At 66.9% G+C, this 20,773-nt stretch carries 20 protein-coding genes; 8 read left to right on the top strand and 12 right to left on the bottom strand.

What is annotated here, in order from left to right:
• Positions 1–201: 201 nt before the first annotated feature.
• Positions 202–840 (bottom strand): TetR family transcriptional regulator, encoded by a 639-nt coding sequence (locus ACN9MP_RS01655; RefSeq protein WP_426323341.1) that lies wholly within the window; start codon positions 838–840, stop codon positions 202–204.
• Positions 841–921: 81 nt separating this feature from the next.
• On the bottom strand, positions 922–1,977 hold the full coding sequence (locus ACN9MP_RS01650) for a phosphotransferase enzyme family protein (RefSeq protein WP_426323339.1): 1,056 nt from the start codon (positions 1,975–1,977) through the stop codon (positions 922–924).
• A 142-nt stretch (positions 1,978–2,119) separates the two neighbouring features.
• Here ACN9MP_RS01650 and ACN9MP_RS01645 point away from each other — a divergent pair, with 142 nt between their 5' ends.
• Together ACN9MP_RS01645 and ACN9MP_RS01640 are read left to right on the top strand one after the other, a co-directional pair.
• A complete protein-coding gene (locus ACN9MP_RS01645) occupies positions 2,120–3,493 on the top strand; it encodes an aspartate aminotransferase family protein (protein WP_426323337.1) in 1,374 nt (457 codons plus the stop codon).
• Between the two features lies 1 nt (position 3,494).
• Positions 3,495–4,235 carry a GntR family transcriptional regulator gene (locus ACN9MP_RS01640; protein ID WP_426323335.1) on the top strand — a complete coding sequence of 247 codons (741 nt, stop codon included), beginning with the start codon at positions 3,495–3,497 and terminating at the stop codon, positions 4,233–4,235.
• Between the two features lie 21 nt (positions 4,236–4,256).
• Here the strand turns inward: ACN9MP_RS01640 and ACN9MP_RS01635 are convergent, their stop codons facing one another.
• From ACN9MP_RS01635 to ACN9MP_RS01610, 6 genes are all read right to left on the bottom strand, one after another.
• Entirely contained in the window at positions 4,257–4,844 is a 588-nt protein-coding gene (locus tag ACN9MP_RS01635) for a hypothetical protein (RefSeq protein ID WP_426323333.1), read from the bottom strand.
• Between the two features lie 225 nt (positions 4,845–5,069).
• Complete coding sequence (locus ACN9MP_RS01630) at positions 5,070–5,708, bottom strand: GntR family transcriptional regulator (RefSeq protein ID WP_426323331.1); 639 nt, start codon at positions 5,706–5,708, stop codon at positions 5,070–5,072.
• A gap of 107 nt (positions 5,709–5,815) precedes the next feature.
• The gene (locus ACN9MP_RS01625; RefSeq protein WP_426326157.1) at positions 5,816–6,844 is read right to left on the bottom strand and encodes an LLM class flavin-dependent oxidoreductase; all 1,029 of its coding nucleotides are present in this window, start codon (positions 6,842–6,844) and stop codon (positions 5,816–5,818) included.
• Between the two features lie 2 nt (positions 6,845–6,846).
• Entirely contained in the window at positions 6,847–7,653 is an 807-nt protein-coding gene (locus ACN9MP_RS01620) for a GntR family transcriptional regulator (protein WP_426323329.1), read from the bottom strand.
• Between the two features lie 2 nt (positions 7,654–7,655).
• A complete protein-coding gene (locus ACN9MP_RS01615) occupies positions 7,656–9,038 on the bottom strand; it encodes an NtaA/DmoA family FMN-dependent monooxygenase (RefSeq protein ID WP_426323327.1) in 1,383 nt (460 codons plus the stop codon).
• Between the two features lie 288 nt (positions 9,039–9,326).
• Positions 9,327–9,629 (bottom strand): winged helix-turn-helix transcriptional regulator, encoded by a 303-nt coding sequence (locus tag ACN9MP_RS01610; protein ID WP_426323326.1) that lies wholly within the window; start codon positions 9,627–9,629, stop codon positions 9,327–9,329.
• Between the two features lie 90 nt (positions 9,630–9,719).
• Here ACN9MP_RS01610 and ACN9MP_RS01605 point away from each other — a divergent pair, with 90 nt between their 5' ends.
• The gene (locus ACN9MP_RS01605; protein ID WP_426323324.1) at positions 9,720–10,862 is read left to right on the top strand and encodes an FAD-binding oxidoreductase; all 1,143 of its coding nucleotides are present in this window, start codon (positions 9,720–9,722) and stop codon (positions 10,860–10,862) included.
• A 55-nt stretch (positions 10,863–10,917) separates the two neighbouring features.
• Here the strand turns inward: ACN9MP_RS01605 and ACN9MP_RS01600 are convergent, their stop codons facing one another.
• Positions 10,918–11,784, bottom strand: a complete 867-nt coding sequence (locus tag ACN9MP_RS01600) for a helix-turn-helix domain-containing protein (RefSeq protein ID WP_426323322.1) — start codon at positions 11,782–11,784, stop codon at positions 10,918–10,920.
• A 135-nt stretch (positions 11,785–11,919) separates the two neighbouring features.
• Here ACN9MP_RS01600 and ACN9MP_RS01595 point away from each other — a divergent pair, with 135 nt between their 5' ends.
• Both ACN9MP_RS01595 and ppsA read left to right on the top strand, forming a co-directional pair.
• On the top strand, positions 11,920–12,948 hold the full coding sequence (locus ACN9MP_RS01595; protein WP_426323320.1) for an NAD-dependent epimerase/dehydratase family protein: 1,029 nt from the start codon (positions 11,920–11,922) through the stop codon (positions 12,946–12,948).
• A 403-nt stretch (positions 12,949–13,351) separates the two neighbouring features.
• Positions 13,352–15,733, top strand: coding sequence for a phosphoenolpyruvate synthase (ppsA, locus tag ACN9MP_RS01590; RefSeq protein ID WP_426326155.1), 2,382 nt, complete (start codon positions 13,352–13,354; stop codon positions 15,731–15,733).
• A 149-nt stretch (positions 15,734–15,882) separates the two neighbouring features.
• Here ppsA and ACN9MP_RS01585 read toward each other — a convergent pair whose 3' ends face one another.
• The 3 genes from ACN9MP_RS01585 to ACN9MP_RS01575 form a co-directional block, all read right to left on the bottom strand.
• A complete protein-coding gene (locus ACN9MP_RS01585) occupies positions 15,883–16,482 on the bottom strand; it encodes a helix-turn-helix domain-containing protein (protein WP_426323319.1) in 600 nt (199 codons plus the stop codon).
• Between the two features lie 177 nt (positions 16,483–16,659).
• Positions 16,660–17,670 (bottom strand): glucose-6-phosphate dehydrogenase (coenzyme-F420), encoded by a 1,011-nt coding sequence (fgd, locus tag ACN9MP_RS01580; protein ID WP_426323317.1) that lies wholly within the window; start codon positions 17,668–17,670, stop codon positions 16,660–16,662.
• Positions 17,670–17,837, bottom strand: a complete 168-nt coding sequence (locus tag ACN9MP_RS01575; RefSeq protein WP_426323316.1) for a hypothetical protein — start codon at positions 17,835–17,837, stop codon at positions 17,670–17,672. The genes fgd and ACN9MP_RS01575 overlap by 1 nt, the downstream gene beginning before the upstream one ends.
• Positions 17,838–18,057: 220 nt before the next feature.
• Between ACN9MP_RS01575 and ACN9MP_RS01570 the strand changes: the two genes are divergently transcribed.
• The 3 genes from ACN9MP_RS01570 to ACN9MP_RS01560 are packed head-to-tail and all read left to right on the top strand — an operon-like array spanning position 18,058 to position 20,759.
• Positions 18,058–18,939 carry an LLM class F420-dependent oxidoreductase gene (locus tag ACN9MP_RS01570; RefSeq protein ID WP_426323314.1) on the top strand — a complete coding sequence of 294 codons (882 nt, stop codon included), beginning with the start codon at positions 18,058–18,060 and terminating at the stop codon, positions 18,937–18,939.
• 15 nt (positions 18,940–18,954) lie between these two features.
• Positions 18,955–19,737, top strand: coding sequence for an SDR family NAD(P)-dependent oxidoreductase (locus ACN9MP_RS01565; protein WP_426323312.1), 783 nt, complete (start codon positions 18,955–18,957; stop codon positions 19,735–19,737).
• Positions 19,734–20,759, top strand: a complete 1,026-nt coding sequence (locus tag ACN9MP_RS01560) for a zinc-dependent alcohol dehydrogenase (RefSeq protein ID WP_426323310.1) — start codon at positions 19,734–19,736, stop codon at positions 20,757–20,759. Before ACN9MP_RS01565 ends, ACN9MP_RS01560 begins: the two co-directional genes overlap by 4 nt.
• Positions 20,760–20,773: the final 14 nt, after the last annotated feature.

The raw sequence follows: 20,773 nt of genomic DNA, 5'->3' as shown, positions 1-20,773 counted from the left end.
GTTACTGCCACAAAGGCATGACCAGACACTATGAGGCCTGCGGGCACGCGCCAACCTGGGAGAGGCGACGAAACACAATGTTTACTGGGGGGCGCTGTCGCCGTTTACGCGACACCGCGTCGGGCGTCGGTCGCGAAACGCCGCGGAAACGAGACCGCGTGGCAGCAGCACGGCTCTGCCGCGCCGACGGAGGGGCGGGGGCTACTCCCTGGCCATCCCCATGAACTCCGGAAGAGTGTCCAGCGCGTCCAGGAACTCGCTCCCGTCGAGCTCGCCTCCGGCGGCGACCTTGCGCATCGACTCGGCCTGCGCGATGGAGATCACCAGCGTCGCCCACACCCCGGGCCGCGGGTCGACGGCCGGATCGACTCCCAGCCGCTCTCCGATGATGTCCGCGATGTCGGCGATCGAGTTGCGGCGACGGGCAAGCATTCCGGCGAGCAGGCGCGGCGAGACGATGGTGAGCCTGACGACGCGGGTGATGTCGGCGAAGCTCGCCCCCTCGGCCTCGCGCAGATCATAGGTGCGACGGAGCACGTCGAACCAGGACCCCTCGAACGGCTCCTGGGACGCACGACCACGGATCACGGGCCCGAAGGACTCCAGTATTCCCAGAACGACTTCCTCCTTGGAGGGGAAGTACCTCGAGAAGGTGCGCTCCGAGACGCCCGCCTCAGCGGCGATCTCGCTGATGGTCACCTCGTCGAATCCCCGCTCCTCGAAGAGCCGGAGCGCGATCTGCCGCAGTTCCGACTCCAGCGCTTCGCGCTGGCGCTGGCGGAGTCCGGGCCGCGGGGCCGGCTGGTCGACCGCGGGCGGGATCTGCTGATCTGATGACATGAACTGCCACATTAGCCTCGCCTGACAGAAGAATTCAACACAGCTGGCGGGCCGACCTGTCGACATGGCCCATGGCAGGACTCAGTCGCGCAGCAGCCAGTCCGGGTCGGCGAGGAATCGCGCCGCGACCTCGAGGGTGCCCGGCTGATTCTCCGACCAGAGATCCTCGGGCAGCGAGTCGGCACGGTGGGTCGTCGCCCATCCCAGCATCGTGAGGCGCCGCAGCATCGAGAACGCGCCGGCCGCGCGAAGGTCGACCGCACTCATCGGAGCCGACTCCGCGTAGCCTTCGAGCCACGCGGCTGCCATGCGCCGAGCCTCCGGACGGTGCTCGTAGAAGGTCAGCGCGGCCGCGAAATCGTACATGTAGTAGCCGAACCCGCAGTCGTCGAAATCGATGATCGCGAGCCCACCATCCGCGTCGGCCCGCACCATGATGTTGGACGGCCGGAGGTCCGCGTGAATGAGGCCGAAGTGGTTCGCCGACCGGTCCACACCGCAGTCCGCCAAGATCTGCAGCGCGCGCCGCTCGGCAGCCTCGAGCAGACCGGTCGCTGACTCGCTCAGCTCGGCGCGGCGCCAGTCACCCCAGCGCGCCCGGCGACCGACGAGGTCCGCGGTGTCCCAAACGAAGCGGGAGAGCTCCCGCCCGGGCGCCCAGGTCCGGGCGTGCGTATGCAGCCTGGCGGTGATGCTGCCGATCTCAGCGAAGTGGTCGGCGCGATCCACCAACGCCTCGAGGATGACACCTCGCAGGAACGTGAAGGACACGGAGAGCCAGGAGGCGCCGTCGGGATCGACGAGCATCTGCACGAACTCGCCGTCGAGGCCTTTGAGAGGACGAGGCATGGGGATCTCCGTGTCCTCGTGCAGCGACTCGACCCAGTGCATCTCGGACGCCACATGCACCGCTCCAGCGCCGTACCCCGGCCGACCGAGCCGCACCACGCATGTCGGAACGCCGTCCACGTCCACCCGCAATGTCACATTCTCGGAGATGACGATGAGGCGCACCTCGAGGACATCCGGAAGTCCCCACGCGCGTGCGATCTCCACGCCCAGCCACTCCGGCGCGATGTCGCCGCGCTGGAGCGCGTCGAAAGCCTGGAGTGTCGCGGCCGGCGAAGGGTGCGTCATGCCGCGATTCTCGCTGACCGGTCACAGCGCGCAACGTCACGTGCGGGACCTGTTACTCGCCGTTTATAGAGCCCGCCGAAGTTGTAACACCACCGAAACAGCGGGGGATGTGGTCTGGCGGTGACGGCGTCACGATGGAGAGGTGACCCCATCCCCCGCCCTGCACGGCCCTGGTCGAGCGAGCATCCTCGACGGAAACAGCTTCCGCGCGACGGACGGCACCGTCCTCGATCCGCGCACGTCCCGTCTGGTCGCCCGCCGGAGTGCACGGCTGGGACCGAGCTATCGGCTGTTCTACCGCGACCCGGTGGAGATCGTGCGGGGACAGGGCTCCCGCGTGTGGGATGCCTCCGGCGACGAGTACCTGGACCTGTACAACAATGTCCCGTCCGTCGGTCATGCGCATCCTGCGATCGTCGAGGCCGTCCATCGCCAGATGGCGACCCTTACGACGCACACCCGCTATCTGCACCAAGGGATCCTCGACTTCTCCGACGAACTTGTCGCGACGCTGGACGACGACGACCTGCAGGTCGTGCTCGTGTGCACGGGCTCCGAAGCCAACGACCTCGCCCTGCGGATGGGGCGGGCCGTCACGGGCGGGCGCGCCTGGATCGCGACTCGTGAGGCGTATCACGGCAATACGGCCCTGGTGTCCGCGCACTCGCCGTCTCTCGCAGGGTTCGGGCAACTCGATCCGACGCTGCGGATTATCGATCCTCCCGACACCTACCGTGCCGGATCCCCCGAGGCGGCGGGCGAGGCCTTCCTTGCGGAGCTTGGGAGGGCGATCGCCGAGATTGAGGCATCCGGTGACGGGCTGGCCGGCTTGATCGCGGACTTCTCGTTCTCGTCCGACGGGATCTTCTTCGGAGAGCCCGGGATGATCGCCGGAGCCGCCGACCTCATCCATGCCCACGGCGGCATCGTGGTCGCCGACGAGGTGCAACCCGGGTTCGCCCGCAACGGCGACCGCTTCTGGGGCTTCCAGCGTCACGGGATCGATGCGGACATCGTCACGACGGGGAAGCCCATGGGGAATGGGTACCCGGTCGCAGCCGTCATCGCCCGCCCGGACGTGTGGGACGCCTTCCACGCCCAGGGCCCGTACTTCAACACGTTCGGCGGGAACCCGGTCGCGGTCGCAGCGGCCCACGCGGTGCTGCGGACGATCGAGTCTGAGGGCCTGCAGGCCCACGCGCTGGAGACGGGGCGACAGTTTCGTAGCGCGCTGAGCGCGCTGGCAGCCGAGCACGACCAGATCGGCGATGTCCGGGGGGCGGGGCTGTACATCGGCGTCGAACTCGTGACCGACGCGGCATCGAGGTCGCCCGACGGCGAGTTCGCTCTCACCGTCGTCGAGGCGCTGCGGCGCCGACGGGTGCTGACCAGCGTGTGCGGTCCGCACAACAACGTCCTGAAGCTCCGACCCCCGCTCGCCTTCTCTCCCGGCGACATCCCGCACGCCGTGGAGCGCCTCGCACTCGCGCTCGCCGATGCGAGAGCGACCCGGTGACATGGACGAGCGCGAACGCCTGATCGACCGCATCCGGCGCGTGCTCGCGGAAGAGCAGTACGCCGCCGGGGAGCGGATCGGATCGGAGCGCGCGCTGGCCGACGAGCTGGGCGTCACGCGATCGGAGCTGCGGGGAGCGCTGGAGCCGCTCGAGCAGGAAGGCGCCATCCGCAGGTCGATGGGCCGCACCGGCGGAGTCTTCGCCTGGGACGGCAAGATCGAACGACAGCTCAATGCCATCGAGGGGGTCCCCGCGATGCTCCGCCGCCAGGGCTTCGCAGCCGAGACCACGGTGCTGCTGGCCGGCATGACCATCGCGGACCCGTCCGAGACCCGGGCCCTGCGACTCGGAGACGGCGAGTCGGTCTTCCGCCTCCGTCGTCGCCGCACCGCCAACGGCGTGCCGCTGTCCATCGACGAGATGACCATCCCGACGCGACTCGTGCCTGGCATCCAGGCGCACACGCTCACCGAGAGCATGTATGGCCTGCTCTTCTGCGAGTACGGCATCGAACCGGAGGCCGCAGAGGAGACGATCGATGTCGCGTCCGCGGATGCAGGGCAGGCCGGGTCCCTGGGTATCGCAGTAGGCGATCCACTGTTCGAGATCCGCCGCATAACCTACGACCGGGCCGGCGCGCCCTTCGAGTACTCGCGCGACCTGTTCCGCGCGGACAGGACGCGGATCACCCTCCGCCGATCGGGACCCCGGTGGAAGCGGGCGTCCGGCACAGCCGGCTAGGTCTGGTCCGGCGGCAGGGACTCACCCCTCGGTGGTCGCCTTCGGGATATCGACGCTCTTGGGCAGCGGAGACACGGCGGCCAGGAGCTGAAGACCCCTCTCGACGTCGGGTTCCGGGTCGTTGACCCAGACCTCGATCGCGGCCATGCCGCCTCCGGTGATATAGGCCGCGACGAATTCGATGGCCAGATCGTCGGATGGCGTGATCCCCGCGGGGAGCAGTTCCGGATGCCGGCGCAGGTCTTCCTCGTTGATGATGCGGAACGACGTGGCGAGAGTCTCGCGGAGCGCCTCCATCAACTCCTTCCGCATGGGGCCGCCGTATATCCGCGCCCACTTCGCGATGTGCTCGAACGAAGTGCGGACTCTCAGCGATCGCGCCTCATCATCGTCGTGCTGCTCGCCGATCTCGTCGTAGACGGTGAGCAACTCGTCGCTCAGCGCTTCCCCCAGCAGCTGCATCGGACTCGGAGCAAAGCGGTAATAGTCGTCTCGCGGGATGCCGGCGGCCGAGGACACCGCAGCGACTGTGAGTTCCGTGCCCGGACTGGTCGACGCGAGATCCAGAACTGCCCGGCGCAGCGCTTCCACCACTTCGTGGTTGTCCATATCACGAGTCTATGTGCCGGTGCGGGCACCACGTCGGAGCTCGTCCGTGCGGTGCGCGCGCCGCGGGAGTCCGAGATCCCCAAGACGTCCGCCCCGCCGCCCGAGCCCCCTCGGCGTGCCGCGATCGCGATCGGGCCGATGATCTCACGTCGATCAGCTCCCGCGCCGCTTCGGCCCATTGCGATCCGGTCGCGGCGACGGAAGCGGCCAGAAGCCGGCAGCGGGTTACACGGGAAGAGAGCCGAGCACGTGCGCGAGGCTGTTGCGCAGATGGACGGCGGTCGCCTGGGCTGCGAACACTTCGTCCCCTTGGAGGATGGCCTCCACGATCTGGGTGTGCTCTGATGTCGCTCGGGCGAGCCTCTCCGTGTTCGACCGGGCGTGGAAGCGCACCCGCGCGATCTGGCCCCGGATGTCCTCGAGCGCGGACCGGAGGTACCTGTTGTCGGCGGCCTCATCGATGGCGGAGTCGAGTTCGCTGGAGAGGAAGTATGGCCGGCGTTCCTCGAGCACATGCCCCTCCTCCGGGCCGCGGCGGAACTCGGCCAGCAGTTCCCCGAACCTCTCCGGGTCGCGGCGCCGTGCTGCGAGGCGCGCCGCTTGGGTCTCCAGCGTCTCCCGGAGCTCGAAGAGTTCGACGACGTGCTTGCGCGACAGGGGCGCGACGACCGACGTACGACCGGAGGCGGCGACCAGGCCCTCGGCGGTCAGACGCGTGAGCGCCTCCCGGATCGGGGTGCGCGAGACTCCGATCCGTTCCGCTGTCTCGATCTCGCCGAGAAGCGTGCCGGGCTCGAGCACCCAGTCGATGATCTCCTGGCGCAGCTGCTCATAAGCCGCGTCGCTCGCCCTCACGAGGAACATCCTAGGACGATGCGGGGTCCGCGCTCGCCTTCGGTCAGGTCGTTCTCGGCGCCGGCGGCGAAACGTGGTCGATCGCGCTGCCGGCCGCGGGCACGGTACGTCCGTGGTCACGGCGCCTTCGCGCCGCCGGTCAGCAGAGGCATGACGAGGGTCCCGAAACGCTCCAGGCCATTCCTCATGGGAGCGAACTTGATCATGAGCAGATCTACCCCGGCGTCCGAGAGCGCCTCGATCCGGTTCACGACACGCTCCGGCGTCCCGAAGATCGCCGCACCGCCGACCGACACCGCCTCCAGGAACCCGCGCGCGGCGAAGTCGTCCAGCGTGTCCACGATCTCGAGCGCTTCGCTCTCCGTGTCTCCGATGACCACCATGACCGCCATGCCGCATTGGATGCTCCGGCCCTTGGACTCCGCCGCAGCCTTCATCGCGGCGGTCTCGGTGCGGATGTACTCGAGATCGGCGTCGAAGTCGGCGTCGTACGCGCGAAGGGTGGTCGCGCGCCCCGATGGACCGAGGAACCACACGTCCCCGAACGTCGCCATCGCCTCGCGGCCGACGTCGTGCGAGCTCGCGCCGAAGATCTGCGGCGGCGCGGATATCGGCGACATCGGCAGAACGGTGTCCGTGAACTGGAAGTACTCGCCCTGGAAGGTGGCGGGCTCGCCACTCCACAGCAGGTGGAGCACCTCCATGTACTCGCCCATCCGGCGGTAGCGGCCTTCGGGATCGGTGAGCCACTGACCGTTGCTGTAGTTCTGGAGCTCGTCCTCCCACCATCCGTTGACGACGTTGATGGCCGCGCGGCCCCCACTGACCCGGTCCAGGGACATGGCGAGCTTTGCCACCACCTGCGGGGGCATGACGCCTGGGTGCACGGCCGGCATGATGGTGATGCGGGACGTGCGCGCGGCGAGCGTGGTCGCAAGGATCCACGACTCCAGGTCGGGTCCCATGAAGCGCTCTGCGACGAGGGTGACGTCGAAACCGAACTCGTCGGCGCGACCGATCACATCCACCGCGAAGTCGAGGTACGTGCCGTCGTCGGCTCCCCCGGGACCGTAGACCTTCATGTCGGGGATCAGATCGGGCTTCGGAACGGTGTGAGGCAGCGGGGTCCAGACTCCGAATCGCATGGTCACGTTCTCCTCTCGTCGTAGTCGATGTGCGCCGGCCACGTGCCGGATGAGTAGTCGGAGAGCTTGAACGTCGTGCGGTCGGCACGGAACGTGTCGAACACGATCTCCACCGGAAGCCCCATGCTGTCGTGCACGAGCTGCTCCCGTCGCAGGAGTGGGATCCCCGGCGGGGCGTGCAGAATCCGCGCTGTGGCGGCATCCGCGATCGAAGCGCTGATCTCGGTAGTGACGTGACCGAGGTCTTTGGAGAAGATGGTGGCGATGATCTCCGCGAGCGTGTTCGCTTGCGGGTGATCAGCCGGCTGCACGACGTCGAAGTCGCTGCTGAAGTACGCAGTCCGCAGCCCGATGACCTCGCCGCGCAGGATCGAAGTGCTCTCGACCATGCGGAGTTGCGCGTCGTCGGTTCGGAGGCGGTCCCGGAGATAGGGCGTCGACGGCACCAGTCTTCGATCGATGGCGCCACCGCTGACCTCATCAGCGCCCTCGACCGGGTAGACATCGACAAGGTGCAACCGCGCGCCGCCCCAGTCGGGAAATGTGCCTCGACGCGGCGCGCGACGGACGACGCCCTCCTCGAGCAGCTGCTGGAGCGCTCGCCGCACCGCGTTTCGGCTGGCACCGTGAGTGTGCATGAGAACTTCTTCGATGAGTTGGTCTTGGGAGGAGTACTCACCGGCGAGTACCGCGGAGCGCACGAGGTCACGCACGCGGTGAGAAAGCTGGTGGCGACCGCGACTGTGCCCGCCCTTCGCTCGCGGATGCTCCAGCGGCGCCGCCGCCGAGTGCCCCTGCTCGGAGTCCATCGTCAGAACGCCTGCAGGTTCTCGCGGAGCGTGGCCCCCGTGTACTCGGACCGGATCAGGCCCCTGCGCTGGAGCACGGGTGCGAGCCCGTCGGCGAGGGCGGCGATCGATGTGCGGGTCACTGTGGGCAGAGCGACGAGGAATCCATCGCCCCCGACCTCCTCCATGACCTCCTCCATCTTCGACGCGACGGTCTCGGGCGAGCCGACGAGGTCGACGCCGGAACCGTGCAGGTTCCCCGTTGCGATCTGCCGGAGGGTCTTGCCCGCACTGTCCTTGAAGATCGCCGCGACCGAGGACTTCTCTCCATTGACGTCGGTCAGATCGATCTCCTCCACGGGAGTGTCGAGCGGATACCTGCTGAAGTCGACCCGACCGCCGGACACGTAGGACATCATCCACAGGTTCTGCTCGATCGCGGCGGGCGAGTCGCGCGCAGCACGACCCGCTTCAACGATCGCCTGCGCATCGGCATCCGTGGCGGCCACCACCGGTGAGGACAGGAAGAGCAACTTGATGTCGCTGGGCTTACGTCCCTGGGCGATCATGCGGGCGCTCATGTCCTCGCGGTACTTCTTCATCTCCTCGACTGTCGGAGCGAGACTGACCATGGTGTCGCCGTACGACGCCGCCAGCGTGCGGCCCTGCTCCGAAGATCCGGCCGAGGCGATCGGGGTCTGGTACTGAGGTCCGGGGATGGTGTTCAGCGGCCCTCTGACGGAGAAGTACGCGCCCACGTGGTCGATCGGGTGGACCTTCGTGTGATCGGCGTAGACTCCGTTCACCGGATCGGCGATGACGGCATCCGGCTCCCATGATGCCTGCAGCTTGCGGACGACCTCGATCCACTCCCCCGCCATGGTGTAGCGATCCGCGTGGTCGAGGTGTTTGTCGTACCCGAAGTTCTGGGCGACGCGGTCGGTGACCGATGTCACGACGTTCATCCCCACCCGCCCGTGTGTGAGATGGTCGAGAGTGGCGAACAGGCGCGCCGCGAGGTACGGCGGGTACTGGATCGTCGAGACCGTCGGGATGATTCCGATGTGCTTCGTATCCTGGGCGATGAGCGGGACCAAGGGCATCGGATCGTTCTTGGGCGCGAACCGGCCGTGCCGCAGAGTCGCTTCCGCCGTACCACCGAAGGTGTCCTCGACCATCGAGGTGTCCTCGATGAGGATGTAGTCGAAGCCCGCCCGCTCGAGCGACCTGGCCATGTCGACGTAGAGGTCGGGCCTCATCCACTCGGACACGTTATGACCGACCCACGGCCCGTGATCTCCGTTTGCCTTCCACGCTTGAATTCCGAAGCCCGTGCCCAGGAAGAAGCCGAGGTGAAACATACCGAGCCCTTTCGTCGTGTGCACGCCCACGGCGAGGACTGCCATGGTGTGATCTGCCGGTGCAGCCGGCGACATGCTGGAGAGTCAACGGGAGTTGTGTTTCTTCGAGTCGTGCGAGCCGTCACACCTCCGTTGCGCCACTCGCAATGCGAACGGCGCCCCGCATTCGAGCGGAGATATGGATGGATGCACCCGAATCCGCCGCCATGGCCGCGCCCAAATGAATACACAACGCGACTGCAATGCGAGCAAGAATCGAGTCTTGGGCGTCACGCTATCCGAATTGCCCCCTGCTTGTATACAGACGGGCCCACCACGATGCGGGAATCCTCCTCAGACCGAGGGCAGGTCGGTGGTCTGCGCACCGGGATCGTCGACTTCCCACCGTTGCACGTAACCGGCGACGGCGTGGAGCGCATCGATGAGGTCCAGCCCCTGGGCTGTCAGCCGGTAGCGGACCGTGACCGGAGTGGTGGGGATGACGATGCGCTCGACCAGACGCGCAGCCTCCAACTGTTTGAGACGCACGGTGAGCATCCGTGCGGACAGGCCTGCCGTCATCGCGACGATCTCGCCGAATCGTTCTACGCCCCGTCCCAGTGCGAGGAGAATGCTCGGTGACCAGCGCTGCCCCACGACCTCGAGAACCTTGCTCGCGTGACGGCACTCCGCCTCGCCGGCGGTGCGCCACGAAGGGGAAGTAGACGAGGCGGGAAGGGAAGTCACTTGCACCAGGACCTGCCCCTGGGCATCTTCAGTGGCGGACACGGCATATCCGGCAGATCCCTGAACAACGGGGGCATCGTTATCGCCGTTGACGCGCTCGACACGATCGAGATGCTCGACGACAGCCGCATCCGACTCGGCCCCGGAGCCGTCTGGATCGACGTCGCACGCACCCTCGCCGGCCATGGCCGAGCGCTGACCTCCGGGGACGCCGGCACCGTCGGCGTCGGCGGGCTCGCCACCGCGGGCGGCATCGGCTGGTTCGTGCGCGAGCACGGGCTGACCATCGACCATCTGCGCTCCGTCGAGGTCGTCACAGCAGACGGCGAACTCGTGCGGGCCAGTGCGGACGAGAATCCCGACCTGTTCTGGGCGATGCGGGGAGCCGGCGCGAATTTCGGTGTGGCGGTGTCCTTCGAGTTCGACACCGACCCGATCGGGGCCGAGGTCGGATTCGCGCTTCTTGTCTACTACCCCGACGACATCGCCTCGTTCCTCCAGGACTGGGGAGCCGCGATCGAGAACGCGCATCCCAGCGTCACCGGCACACTCATGATCAGCCCCGCCGACCGCCGGACCGCGGTGCAGGCGCTCATCGCCGTCGACTCCGACGACCCAGACACCATCATCGAACGCCTACAGCCCTTCGGCGGACTGGCGCCGCTCGCGAGCCAGTCCGTCCGGCTCACCCCCTACACGGCCCTGCTCGTCCCGCCACCCGGGACCGACACCCAGCACGGCCTGGGCGAGCCTCACGGGCACTCAGCCCTGGCACGTCACCTGGACCCCGAGTTGGCGAGAGCCCTCGCGGAGTTGCTCGCCTCCGACGCGCCCTTCATCCTCTCGATACGTTCGGCCGGCGGGGCCACGGCCGACGTCTCGCCGGACGCGACCGCGTACGGCTGGCGTGACGCAAACTTCCTCGTCGTCACGCTCGGCGGAGGGACCGCGGACTTCGAGAAGCGCTGGAAGCAGCTCCTGCCGCACACAAAGGGCATGTACCTCAGCTTCGAGACCGACACCGGCCCCGAGGTTCTCGCTCGCGCCTTCCCAGCCCCCCACCTGGAACGACTACGCAAGCTCAAAGCCCGCTGGGATCCCACCGGACTCTTTCGCGACAACTTCCCGATCGACCCTTCGTGAAGCCGAGCAACGGCGGAGGAAGGCGAGCAACGACGATCCCCTGCGGACTCCCCTGTCAGGAGAGCCGACGGGCGACGGGGGGCGTCAGCGTCCCGGAGGCCGATCCGATCGCCTCGGCCATCGAGCCGAGGAACGCGAGGCGTTCTGCCGACTCCGTGCCGGGCTGGGCGTGATAGACGACGAGCATGATGCCGTCGGTCCCCGCGACGGCGAGCTTCTCGCGTTCGAGCCGGAGCTGCCCGACGGTCGGGTGCTCCAGCACGACGGTGGCACCGGTACGTTCCGCGATGTCGTGCCGTGCCCACAACTGACGGAATGCAGGGCTCGCCAGAGACAGTTCGCCGACGAGTTCGACGACGCGAGGGTCATCGATGCTGCGTCCGACGGTTCTGCGGAATCCGGCGAGCAGGGCGGCGGCCGCCCGTTCCCAGTCCTCGAAGAGATCCTGCTCCGCCTCGGCGAGGAACACATCCCGGAGACGGTTGCCGCCCGCCACCAGCCGTGGAGAGACGGCTGCGGCGAGAGCGTTTGCGGCGAGGACGTCCAGGTAGCGGCCTTCAGCGAAGGCGGGGAACGGGAGCTGGTCGATGAGCTGCGCGGTGCTGGCCGGGAGGGTTTCCCTCCGGGGTCTGGGTCGTTTACGGCGTGGGCGTTCGGCGGCGAGGCTGAGGAGGTACGCGTCGTCGTCGAGCTGGAGGACGCGGGCGATCGCTTCGAGGACCTGAGTGGAAGGGTGGCGGTCGCGTCCCTGCTCGAGCCGGAGGTAGTACTCGGCGCTGATGCCGGAGAGCATCGCGACTTCTTCGCGACGGAGGCCGGGCACGCGCCGGACACCCCGGACGGGAATGCCGACCTGTTCGGGGGAGACGAGCTCGCGGCGGGCCCGGAGGTACTCGCCCAGGGTGTTCGGCTCATCGGTCATGCCGACCACGGTAATCCTCGGCGTGCAACGGCGGGTATGCCCTGTCGCTACCAGTGCCACCAAGGGTCTGGGTAGGGACGGGAGACGTGGCGAGGATCGTGATGTCGCTTGAGAACAGACAACGAAAGGCCTCCCATGTCGCGTGTTCTTGTCACTGGCGGGTCCGGTTTCATCGCCGGACACACCATCACCCACCTTTTGGCGCAGGGGCACACCGTGCGCTCCACGATCCGCTCCCTCCGCAAGGAGAACGGCGTCCGCGCGGTGCTCCGTGACGCCGGCGTGACCCGTGATGGGGCTCTGAGCTTCGTCGAGGCGGACCTGATGGACGATGCCGGGTGGGCGGATGCGGTCGCCGGAATGGACTACGTCATCCACGTCGCCTCCCCGGTCCACACCGGCAGAGTCAAGGACGAGGACGAGGTCATCGCCCCCGCCCGCGACGGCGCCCTCCGGGTCCTCCACGCCTCCCGCGTCGCGCAGGTCAAGCGCGTCGTGCTGACGTCCGCGTTCCACGCCGTCGGGTTCGGTCACGGCCACGTCGATCACGTGTTCACCGAGGACGACTGGTCGCCGTTGAACGGTCCCGGCGTCGACGCGTACGGGCGCAGCAAGATCCTCGCCGAGAAGGCGGCCTGGGACTTCATCGCACAGCCCGGCATGACGCTGGAGCTGACGACGATCCTGCCTGTCGCGGTGATGGGGCCGGTCATGGGCGAGGACGTCTCCGGTGCGAACCACATCGTCCAGAACAGCCTGAGTGGTCAGATGCCGGGCTATCCCAACATGTTCGTCCCCATCGTGGACGTGCGGGACGTCGCCGCGGCGCACGTCGCCGCGATGACCGCGCCCGGTGCCGCGGGTGAGCGCTTCCTGGTGGCTACCGGCGAGCCGGCGATTGCGATGAAGGAGATTGGCGCGATCCTCAAGGCCGAGCTCGGCGACAAGGCCTCCAAGGTCCCTTCCCGGTCGATCCCGAACGTCGTCGTGCGACTCACCGCCGTGTTCCGGGACGAGTTCAAGTCCGTCGCCGCGGACCTCGGCTACGTCAAGCGGGTCTCCAACAGCAAGACCCGCACCGTCCTCGGCATCACCCCGCGGCCCGCCCGCGAGGCGATCGTCGCCGCTGGCCGGAGCATGGTCAGCCGCGGGCTCCTGAGCTGACTCGCCACTCGCACGTTCTCTGGCCGACGCGCTGTCTCCTTATCGGGGGGCTGTCGATTGTATGCAGTCGCCGAAAATGTTCGACCCGTCCGGGATGATTTCGCTTTGAGGGGGCAACGCGATCCGTACCGTCCGGTGAACCTCCCCGGACGCGAACATCACGAGGCGTCTGCCCTGTGATCATGGGCCGCACGGGATTTGAGGATCGACTGATCTGGGCTCCTCGGAAAGATCGGGACAATTTTCGACCCGCATGCGCTTCGGCCGCACCCGGAGAACTCTAGGGTCAGCTTGTATACAGGAGAGGCGAAAAGGAAGCACGGCCGAGTCACGGTATGCGAGCTTCGAGCAGCCCCTGAAGCTCCGTGTCGAAGGTCGAGAGACATGCATGAAAGAGAGAACGATGTCCAACATTCTCTGGTTCGAAGACATCGGCATGGCCGACCTGGGTTCCGTCGGCGGCAAGAATGCATCACTGGGAGAGATGATCGCGCATCTCTCCTCCGCTGGAGTCCGCGTGCCCGGCGGGTTCGCGACGACCGCGGATGCGTATCGCCGCTTCCTTGCGGCGAACGGTCTCGATGAGCGCATTCGCGCCGAGGTCGAGCGGCTCGACCCCGACGACGTCGCCGAACTCGTCCGTGTCGGGACCCAGGTGCGCGAATGGATCGAGCAGCAGCCCTTCCCCGCCGACCTCGAACGTGACATCCGCATGGCCTACCGGCAGCTCATCGCGAACGACGACGACCCGGAGGGCGTCACCTGGGCGGTGAGATCCAGCGCCACCGCGGAGGATCTGCCCGATGCATCCTTCGCCGGGCAGCAGGAGACCTTCCTCAACATCGGTGGCATCGAGAACATCCTGGAGGCCGTCCGCTCCGTGTATGCGTCGCTGTACAACGACCGCGCGATCGCCTACCGCGTCCATCACGGGTTCGATCACCACGACGTCGCCCTCTCGGCGGGCGTGCAGCGGATGGTTCGCTCCGACATCGGCGCATCGGGTGTGATGTTCACCGTCGACACCGAGTCGGGCTTCGACCAAGCCGTGTTCGTCACCAGCTCCTACGGCCTCGGCGAGGCCGTCGTGCAGGGGGCCGTCAATCCGGACGAGTTCTACGTCTACAAGCCGGCACTGCGGGAAGGCCGGCCTGCGATCCTCAAGCGCTCGGTGGGCGACAAGGCGATCGCGATGCGCTACACGCAGACCCCCAGCGCGCGAGCGAGCACCGTCTTCGCCGACGTCGACCCGGATGACCGCGCGCGCTTCTCGATCACCGACGCAGACGTGGAGGAGCTCGGCCGGGTCGCCGTCGCCATCGAGCAGCACTACCGACGTCCCATGGACATCGAGTGGGGTAAGGACGGCATCGACGGTCGGCTCTACGTCCTTCAGGCCCGGCCGGAGACGGTCGTCTCGCGCGACAACGCCAACGTCATGCTGCGCTACGTGCTGCGCGAGCGCGGTCCCGTGCTCGTCGCAGGGCGCGCGATCGGCCAGCGCATCGGCTCGGGGCCGGTGCGGGTGCTGACCTCGATCGACCAGATGCACGACTTCGTCCCCGGCGAGGTACTCGTCGCGGACATGACCGACCCCGACTGGGAGCCGATCATGAAGCGCGCCTCGGCGATCGTGACGAATCGCGGCGGCCGCACCTGTCATGCCGCGATCATCGCCCGGGAGCTCGGCATCCCGGCGGTCGTCGGCACAGTCGACGCGACGCGCGTGCTGAGCGACGGCCAGCACATCACGGTCTCGTGCGCGGACGGCGATGAGGGGCATGTGTATGCCGGCGCGTTGGATTTCGAACTCGAGGAAACCGAGCTCGATCGGATGCCGGAGCTCCCCGTCAAGATCATGATGAACGTGGCCACACCCGATCAGGCATTCTCCTTCTCCCGACTCCCGCACCGGGGCGTGGGCCTCGCGCGCCTGGAGTTCATCATCAGCCGTCAGGTGGGCATCCACCCCCGGGCACTTCTCGAATTGGACGAGCTTCCGGGCGAGCTGAGCGATGGCATCCGCTCTCGCATCGCTGCCTATCCCTCGCCGCGCGAGTACTTCGTGCAGCGGGTGGCGGAGGGTGTCTCGATGATCGCCGCGGCGTTCGCGCCTGAGCCCGTCATCGTGCGCCTCAGCGACTTCAAGTCCAACGAGTACGCCAACCTGGTGGGCGGCAGCCTGTTCGAGCCCGAGGAGGAGAACCCGATGCTCGGCTACCGCGGAGCGTCGCGGTACATCTCCGAAGAGTTCCGCGCCTGCTTCGAACTGGAATGCGAGGCGATGCGCCGCGTGCGCGACGAGGTCGGGCTGACGAACGTGCAGCTGATGGTGCCGTTCGTGCGCACGCTCGGCGAGGCCGAGTCCGTCATCGAACTCCTCGCCGAGAACGGTTTGCGTCGCGGCGACAACGGCCTGAAAATCGTCATGATGTGCGAACTGCCCTCGAACGCGGTGCTCGCCGAGCAGTTCCTCGAGCACTTCGATGGGTTCTCGATCGGCTCGAACGACATGACGCAGCTGACGCTCGGGGTTGATCGTGACTCGGCGCTCGTCGCCTCCGCCTTCGATGAGCGGGACCCCGCTGTCTTGGCGATGCTCGAGATGGCGATCGAGGCTTGCCGCCGTCGCGGCAAGTATGTCGGCATTTGCGGACAGGGTCCATCCGACCACCCCGACCTCGCCGAGTGGCTGCTCCAACGCGGTATCGCATCGATGTCGCTGAATCCCGACACTGTCGTGGAGACGTGGATGCGCCTGGCGCGGACCGTCGCCCCGGTCTGACGTCCCCTTGGACCGGCTCGTGAGCCGGCACATCACACAAGGAATGCGCTCGGGCAGCCCGTCGCGAACGACGCGCTCCCGAATATGCCGCACGAGTGAGCGTCGTCCCGAGACGACGGGCGCCCCGATCCCGCTCGCCCCGTCGCCTCTCAGCTCAGAGAGGCGACGGCGCGGCGGAAGCCGGCAATGATTTGATGCGGCATTGGGCAATACTGGCCGGCGCGCGCGAGTTGGAGGTATCTTCCGACCGTGGACTTGCCGATGTCACCAGCGCGAGCGATCTGCCGATGCGAATAGCCGGATACGTACAGGCGAAGAACGGCATCCATCAATTCCGGCGCCATCGCGGGCTCAGGACCGGAGTGCCGGACTGCTCGCTTCCAATCTCGCGCATACAGGCGAGCGACGGACAGGCAAGACTCGCCGGAGTCGTTGCGAGGGCAGAATTCCTCGTCACGGCATCCGGCAAGGAAACCGGCCCGCGTGCCGTGGGGTGCCGCGTGGCCCTCCCCGGCTCGGCGGCGTTCGCGAAAGGCCGCCATGTACGCGCGATTCGCTTCTGTGCACGTCGGATCGAAGGTGCCGACGTTCACGCAGATCTCTGCCCGGCGACATCCGCGACGGTAACCTCGCGGCGTACCGTGAGTGAAGCCGATGCCGGCGAGCATCTGGTCGACGGCAACGGTTCGTCTGGGCAGGCGTGTGAGCTCCGCGAGCTCCGCGATCCGGTAGTGGCCCGCGCGGGCCACAGCGGCTTCCGCACAAGTCAGCCATAGCGGTGAGCCATACCATTGACATCCGCCGCGGGAGCGACACCCCGCATGAAAGCCCGCGACGGAGCCATGGGGGAAACCGGTCACGGGTCCGCCCCGGACAGAGCAAGCGAGGCAGACCCTGACCCAGCGAGATGGGTCCCGCTCAACAGCTCAGCCATGTCGGTGGCGAAGCCGCGGCAGTATCTCGGCGCCATACGTTTCGATGAACCGCTTCTGATCCGCTCCCGGCCCGTGGAAGACGAGATGACGGAATCCGAGGTCGATGTACTCCTGAATCCGGGCGACGTGCTCATCGGGATCGGTCGAGACGATCCAGCGGGAGGCTGCCCTTTCAATAGGAAGTGCCTCAGCGAGCCGTTGCATCTCAATCGGGTCTTCGACGCGCATCTTCTCTTCCGGCGTCAACGCCAGCGGCGCCCAGTACCGCGTGTCGTGCAGCGCGCGCTGCCGGTCGGCATCGAAGGAGACCTTCATCTCTATGAGCGTGTCAACGTCGTGGTCGCCACGCCCACCTTTATCGATGCCTTCGCTGAGGGCGGGCAGGAGAGTGTCGGTGTACAGTTCGCGCGCTTTGCCCGACGTGGTGATGTATCCGGATGCGATTCGACCGGCCAGTCGGGTAGCCGCCGGGCCAGACGCTCCGATATAGATCGGCACGGCGGTATCCGGGCGGTCATAGATCGTCGCGTCTCGGGTCTGGAAGAACTGGCCATCGAAGGTGACGCGTTCCTCCCGCCACAGCGTCTCGATGAGCTCGATCGCCTCTTTGAGGCGAGCGAATCGCTCTTTCATATCCGGCCATGTGTAACCCAGAGCGACCTCGTTCAGCGCTTCGCCCGAGCCGACTCCCAGCACGACGCGACCCGGGAACAACGAGCCGAGCGTGCCGAACGCTTGAGCCACGACACCTGGGTGGTACCGAAATGACGGGGTGAGCACAGAGGTACCCATCACGATCCGTTCGGTCCGGGCGCCGAGTGCGCCGAGCCACGGGATGGCCGACGGCGCGTGACCACCCGTGTGGTTCCACGGCTGCAAGTGGTCTGAGACGAATACGGAATCGAAGCCGTTCCGTTCGGCGAGCACTCCATATTCGAGGAGCTCGGCAGGTGGGAACTGCTCGGCGGATGCCTTATAGCCGAAACGAAGTGGAAGTCCCATCAGACACCGACCTCCAGGGATCCTGTGCGGCGTCGTCGCAGCTGGGCGGCTACGGCCACCGCGCCGATGACTGCCACGCCGTTGAACACATCGGTCACCCAGGGCGCGACGCCGACGAGCGCCAGCCCGTTGATGACCCGGGCGTGCGTGGGGCTGCTGTGTTCCATGTCCACGGTGGATCCTTTTCTCAGGGGCTCAGGGCGACGCCCCACCCGTCAAACGCGGGTATCGGTTGCATATAGTGCGCCCTAGTTGCGTAATACTCACCTACCCGAGGTAGGCTGTCAAGCGTGCTCCCACCGGGAACGGACTGCGAGCACGCACTCACAGACCGAAGACACGCCGGGTTCGCGGTTCGGGTACCTCGGTCCCGTTAGGAGCAAGACAATGAAGTTTGGGCTGACGCACGGCAACATGGGCAGGACGTCCTCGCCTGCCCTGGCGCGCGAAATGGCGATCGCCGCAGAGGCGGCCGGATTCGACTCCCTCTGGTCAACCGATCACGCGATCATTCCTACGACCTATGAGCACATCTATCCGGAGACATCGGACGGGCAGTTCCCGTTCCCCGTTGATCATCCACTCGCGGATCCGTTTCCATGGCTCACCTGGGTGGCTGCCGTCACCGAACGCGTCAAGATCGGCACCGCAATCTGCGTGCTTCCGCAGCGCAACGTTGTCGTGACCGCGAAAGAGACAGCGACCGTCGACCACCTCTCGGGCGGGCGTCTCATTCTCGGGATCGGCGCGGGCTGGCTCCGAGAAGAGTTCCAAGCAGTCGGGGCCGACTTCGAGACTCGCGGCAAACGTCTACGCGAGGCGATTCCCGCCCTGCGCGCTCTCTGGACGGGCGAGCCCGCCACATATCACAGCGATACCATCAACTTCGATGGCATCATCTGCCAGCCGACGCCGGCCAAGGGTTCCATCCCGATCCACCTCGGCGGATTCAGTGAGCTGGCGGCACGTCGTGCCGGCCGAGTCGGCGACGGATTCTTCCCCGGCGGCTACGGCGACCTGGATCGCCTGTCACAGCTGGTGAACCTCGCACGTGACACCGCCATGGATGCCGGCCGACCGCGAGAGGCGCTGGAAGTGACCACTCGGTGGTCTCGGGATCCCTCCCAGCTCGATATCGACCTCGTGCGGCGCCTGGAGGCTCTCGGAGTTGATCGCGTCACCGTGCCCGTTCATATCTTCGACATCGACAAGTTGAGCGACGAGATCGCCGCCTTCGGCGAAAAGTACATTCAGAGCTATCAGAACTGATCGGAGCGGATCCACGTGAGCAAGCTTTCTGGCCTGACGGCCATCATTACCGGAGCCGCGTCGGGCATCGGTCAGGCAGCAGCCCTTCGCCTGGCGCAGGAGGGAGCGCCCGTCGCTCTGCTCGACCGCGAGGGCATCCAGCGCACGCAGACGCTGATCGAGGACGCCGGTGGTACCGCCGTCGGCATCGAGCTCGACGTCACGGATGCTGAGGCCGTCGATGCAGCGGTCACGCGCGTCATCAATGAGGTCGGTTCGCCGCGCGTCCTGGTGAACGCGGCAGGGGTCGTCATCCGCAAGGGCCTGCTCACGACGTCCACGGAAGAATTCGAGCAGGTGCTCAGGATCAACGTCGTCGGCTCCTTCCATCTCCTTCGAGCCGTCGTCCCGTCCATGACCGAGGCCGGCGGAGGCTCTATCGTGCAGATCGCGTCGTCGTCGGCGCATCTCGGCGGACACGGCTACCCCTCGTACACCGCTTCCAAGGGGGCGGTGCTCTCGATGACGAGGATGCTGGCGAATGAGCTGGCCCCGAGAGGCATCCGCATAAACTCCGTCAGCCCCGGCGCAACCCTCACTCCCATCAACGTCGATACGTTCTCGGTGCTTGAGAACCGCATCGCCATGGAGGGCGCCATCCCGATGGGGCGCCTTGGTCGGCCTGAAGACATCGCCGGTGCGATCGCCTACCTCGCTGGACCGGATTCCGCGTACGTCACCGGTACGGACCTCCCCGTGGACGGGGGTCTGATCAGCCGCATCACGATGGTCGGCGCCAACTCCTACTCGAGCAGATGACTGCCATGCGTACCGTGCGTGCACTTGTCAAGAACGACCCGACGCCGGGAACCAGCTCGCTTGAAGGGGTCGCAGTCCCCGCACTGGGACCCCGGGACGCCAGGCTGGAGTTGATCTTCGGTGGCCTCTGCCATACGGATCTCGCGATGCTGCACTCGCAGCTGGGTGATGCCCAGGGCTATCACATCTCTTATCCGGTCGTACTCGGGCACGAGTTCGTTGCGCGCGTGCAGGAGGTCGGCGATGAGGTGACCAACATCTCCCCGGGAGATCGGGTCGTCGGCAGCGGCCATCTCACCTGCCGGCGTTGCCGGTGGTGCCTCGCAGGGCGTTCCATGCTCTGCATCGAACGACGGACGATCGGTATCGAGGCTCCCGGGGTATGGGCAGAAGAATTCATCCTCCCTGCTGAGAACCTCGTAGCCCTGCCGGACAGCGTGTCCGACCGTCTCGGCGCGTTGGCGGAGCCGTTCGCGGTAGCTGCACACGCCGTCGACCTGGCCGCACCGGCCCCGCGGGACCGTGTAGCCGTAGTCGGCCCCGGCACGGTGGGGCAGTTGTTGGTCGCCGCGCTTCGCGGACTGGATGTGACCGTCGTGGGCACGCCCCACGACGGCGCTCAGCTTGCTCGCTGCATCGAGTTGGGGGCTGCCCGCGCCGTCTCCGACCCCGACGATCTGGCCGCTCTTGCCGACACCTTCGACGTCGTCATCGAAGCAGCGGGTCGTGGTGCCGCGGTGAGTGCCGGGGTGAGCTTGCTCGGACCGGGAGCCCGGATGGTGTGCGTCGGAGTTGCGCCCGACACGACCACCTTCGATTCCAGTCGGCTGGTGCTCGGCGAACGGACATTGCAGGGGTCGCGCAGCTACGACCTGTCCACCTGGCAGACGATTCCGCAACGCCTTGCGGCTGTTCCCGAACTCGAGAGCCTGGTCAGTCACGTCGTCGACTTCACCGAACTGGAGCACGCGTGCGAGCTGGTCGAAACTCGGCAGGCTACCAAGGTGCTGCTGCATCCCTGAGTCAACCCGTAGAG

Source organism: Microbacterium sp. E-13, assembly GCF_049912955.1.
In the GTDB taxonomy this organism is placed as follows: domain Bacteria; phylum Actinomycetota; class Actinomycetes; order Actinomycetales; family Microbacteriaceae; genus Microbacterium.
The sequence above is the reverse complement of the archived record's forward strand: the minus strand, read 5'-3'. Positions and strand labels throughout refer to the sequence as shown.

Coding starts and splice junctions, on each gene's coding strand:
- ACN9MP_RS01620 (WP_426323329.1), bottom strand. CDS start 7,653: ATGGACTCCGAGCAGGGGCACTCGGCGGCGGCGCCGCTGGAGCATCCG.
- ACN9MP_RS01615 (WP_426323327.1), bottom strand. CDS start 9,038: ATGGCAGTCCTCGCCGTGGGCGTGCACACGACGAAAGGGCTCGGTATG.
- fgd (WP_426323317.1), bottom strand. CDS start 17,670: ATGGGACTTCCACTTCGTTTCGGCTATAAGGCATCCGCCGAGCAGTTC.
- ACN9MP_RS01600 (WP_426323322.1), bottom strand. CDS start 11,784: ATGACCGATGAGCCGAACACCCTGGGCGAGTACCTCCGGGCCCGCCGC.
- ACN9MP_RS01625 (WP_426326157.1), bottom strand. CDS start 6,844: ATGCGATTCGGAGTCTGGACCCCGCTGCCTCACACCGTTCCGAAGCCC.
- ACN9MP_RS01575 (WP_426323316.1), bottom strand. CDS start 17,837: ATGGAACACAGCAGCCCCACGCACGCCCGGGTCATCAACGGGCTGGCG.
- ACN9MP_RS01640 (WP_426323335.1), top strand. CDS start 3,495: ATGGACGAGCGCGAACGCCTGATCGACCGCATCCGGCGCGTGCTCGCG.
- ACN9MP_RS01635 (WP_426323333.1), bottom strand. CDS start 4,844: ATGGACAACCACGAAGTGGTGGAAGCGCTGCGCCGGGCAGTTCTGGAT.
- ACN9MP_RS01650 (WP_426323339.1), bottom strand. CDS start 1,977: ATGACGCACCCTTCGCCGGCCGCGACACTCCAGGCTTTCGACGCGCTC.
- ACN9MP_RS01595 (WP_426323320.1), top strand. CDS start 11,920: ATGTCGCGTGTTCTTGTCACTGGCGGGTCCGGTTTCATCGCCGGACAC.
- ACN9MP_RS01630 (WP_426323331.1), bottom strand. CDS start 5,708: ATGTTCCTCGTGAGGGCGAGCGACGCGGCTTATGAGCAGCTGCGCCAG.
- ACN9MP_RS01655 (WP_426323341.1), bottom strand. CDS start 840: ATGTCATCAGATCAGCAGATCCCGCCCGCGGTCGACCAGCCGGCCCCG.
- ACN9MP_RS01560 (WP_426323310.1), top strand. CDS start 19,734: ATGACTGCCATGCGTACCGTGCGTGCACTTGTCAAGAACGACCCGACG.
- ACN9MP_RS01570 (WP_426323314.1), top strand. CDS start 18,058: ATGAAGTTTGGGCTGACGCACGGCAACATGGGCAGGACGTCCTCGCCT.
- ppsA (WP_426326155.1), top strand. CDS start 13,352: ATGTCCAACATTCTCTGGTTCGAAGACATCGGCATGGCCGACCTGGGT.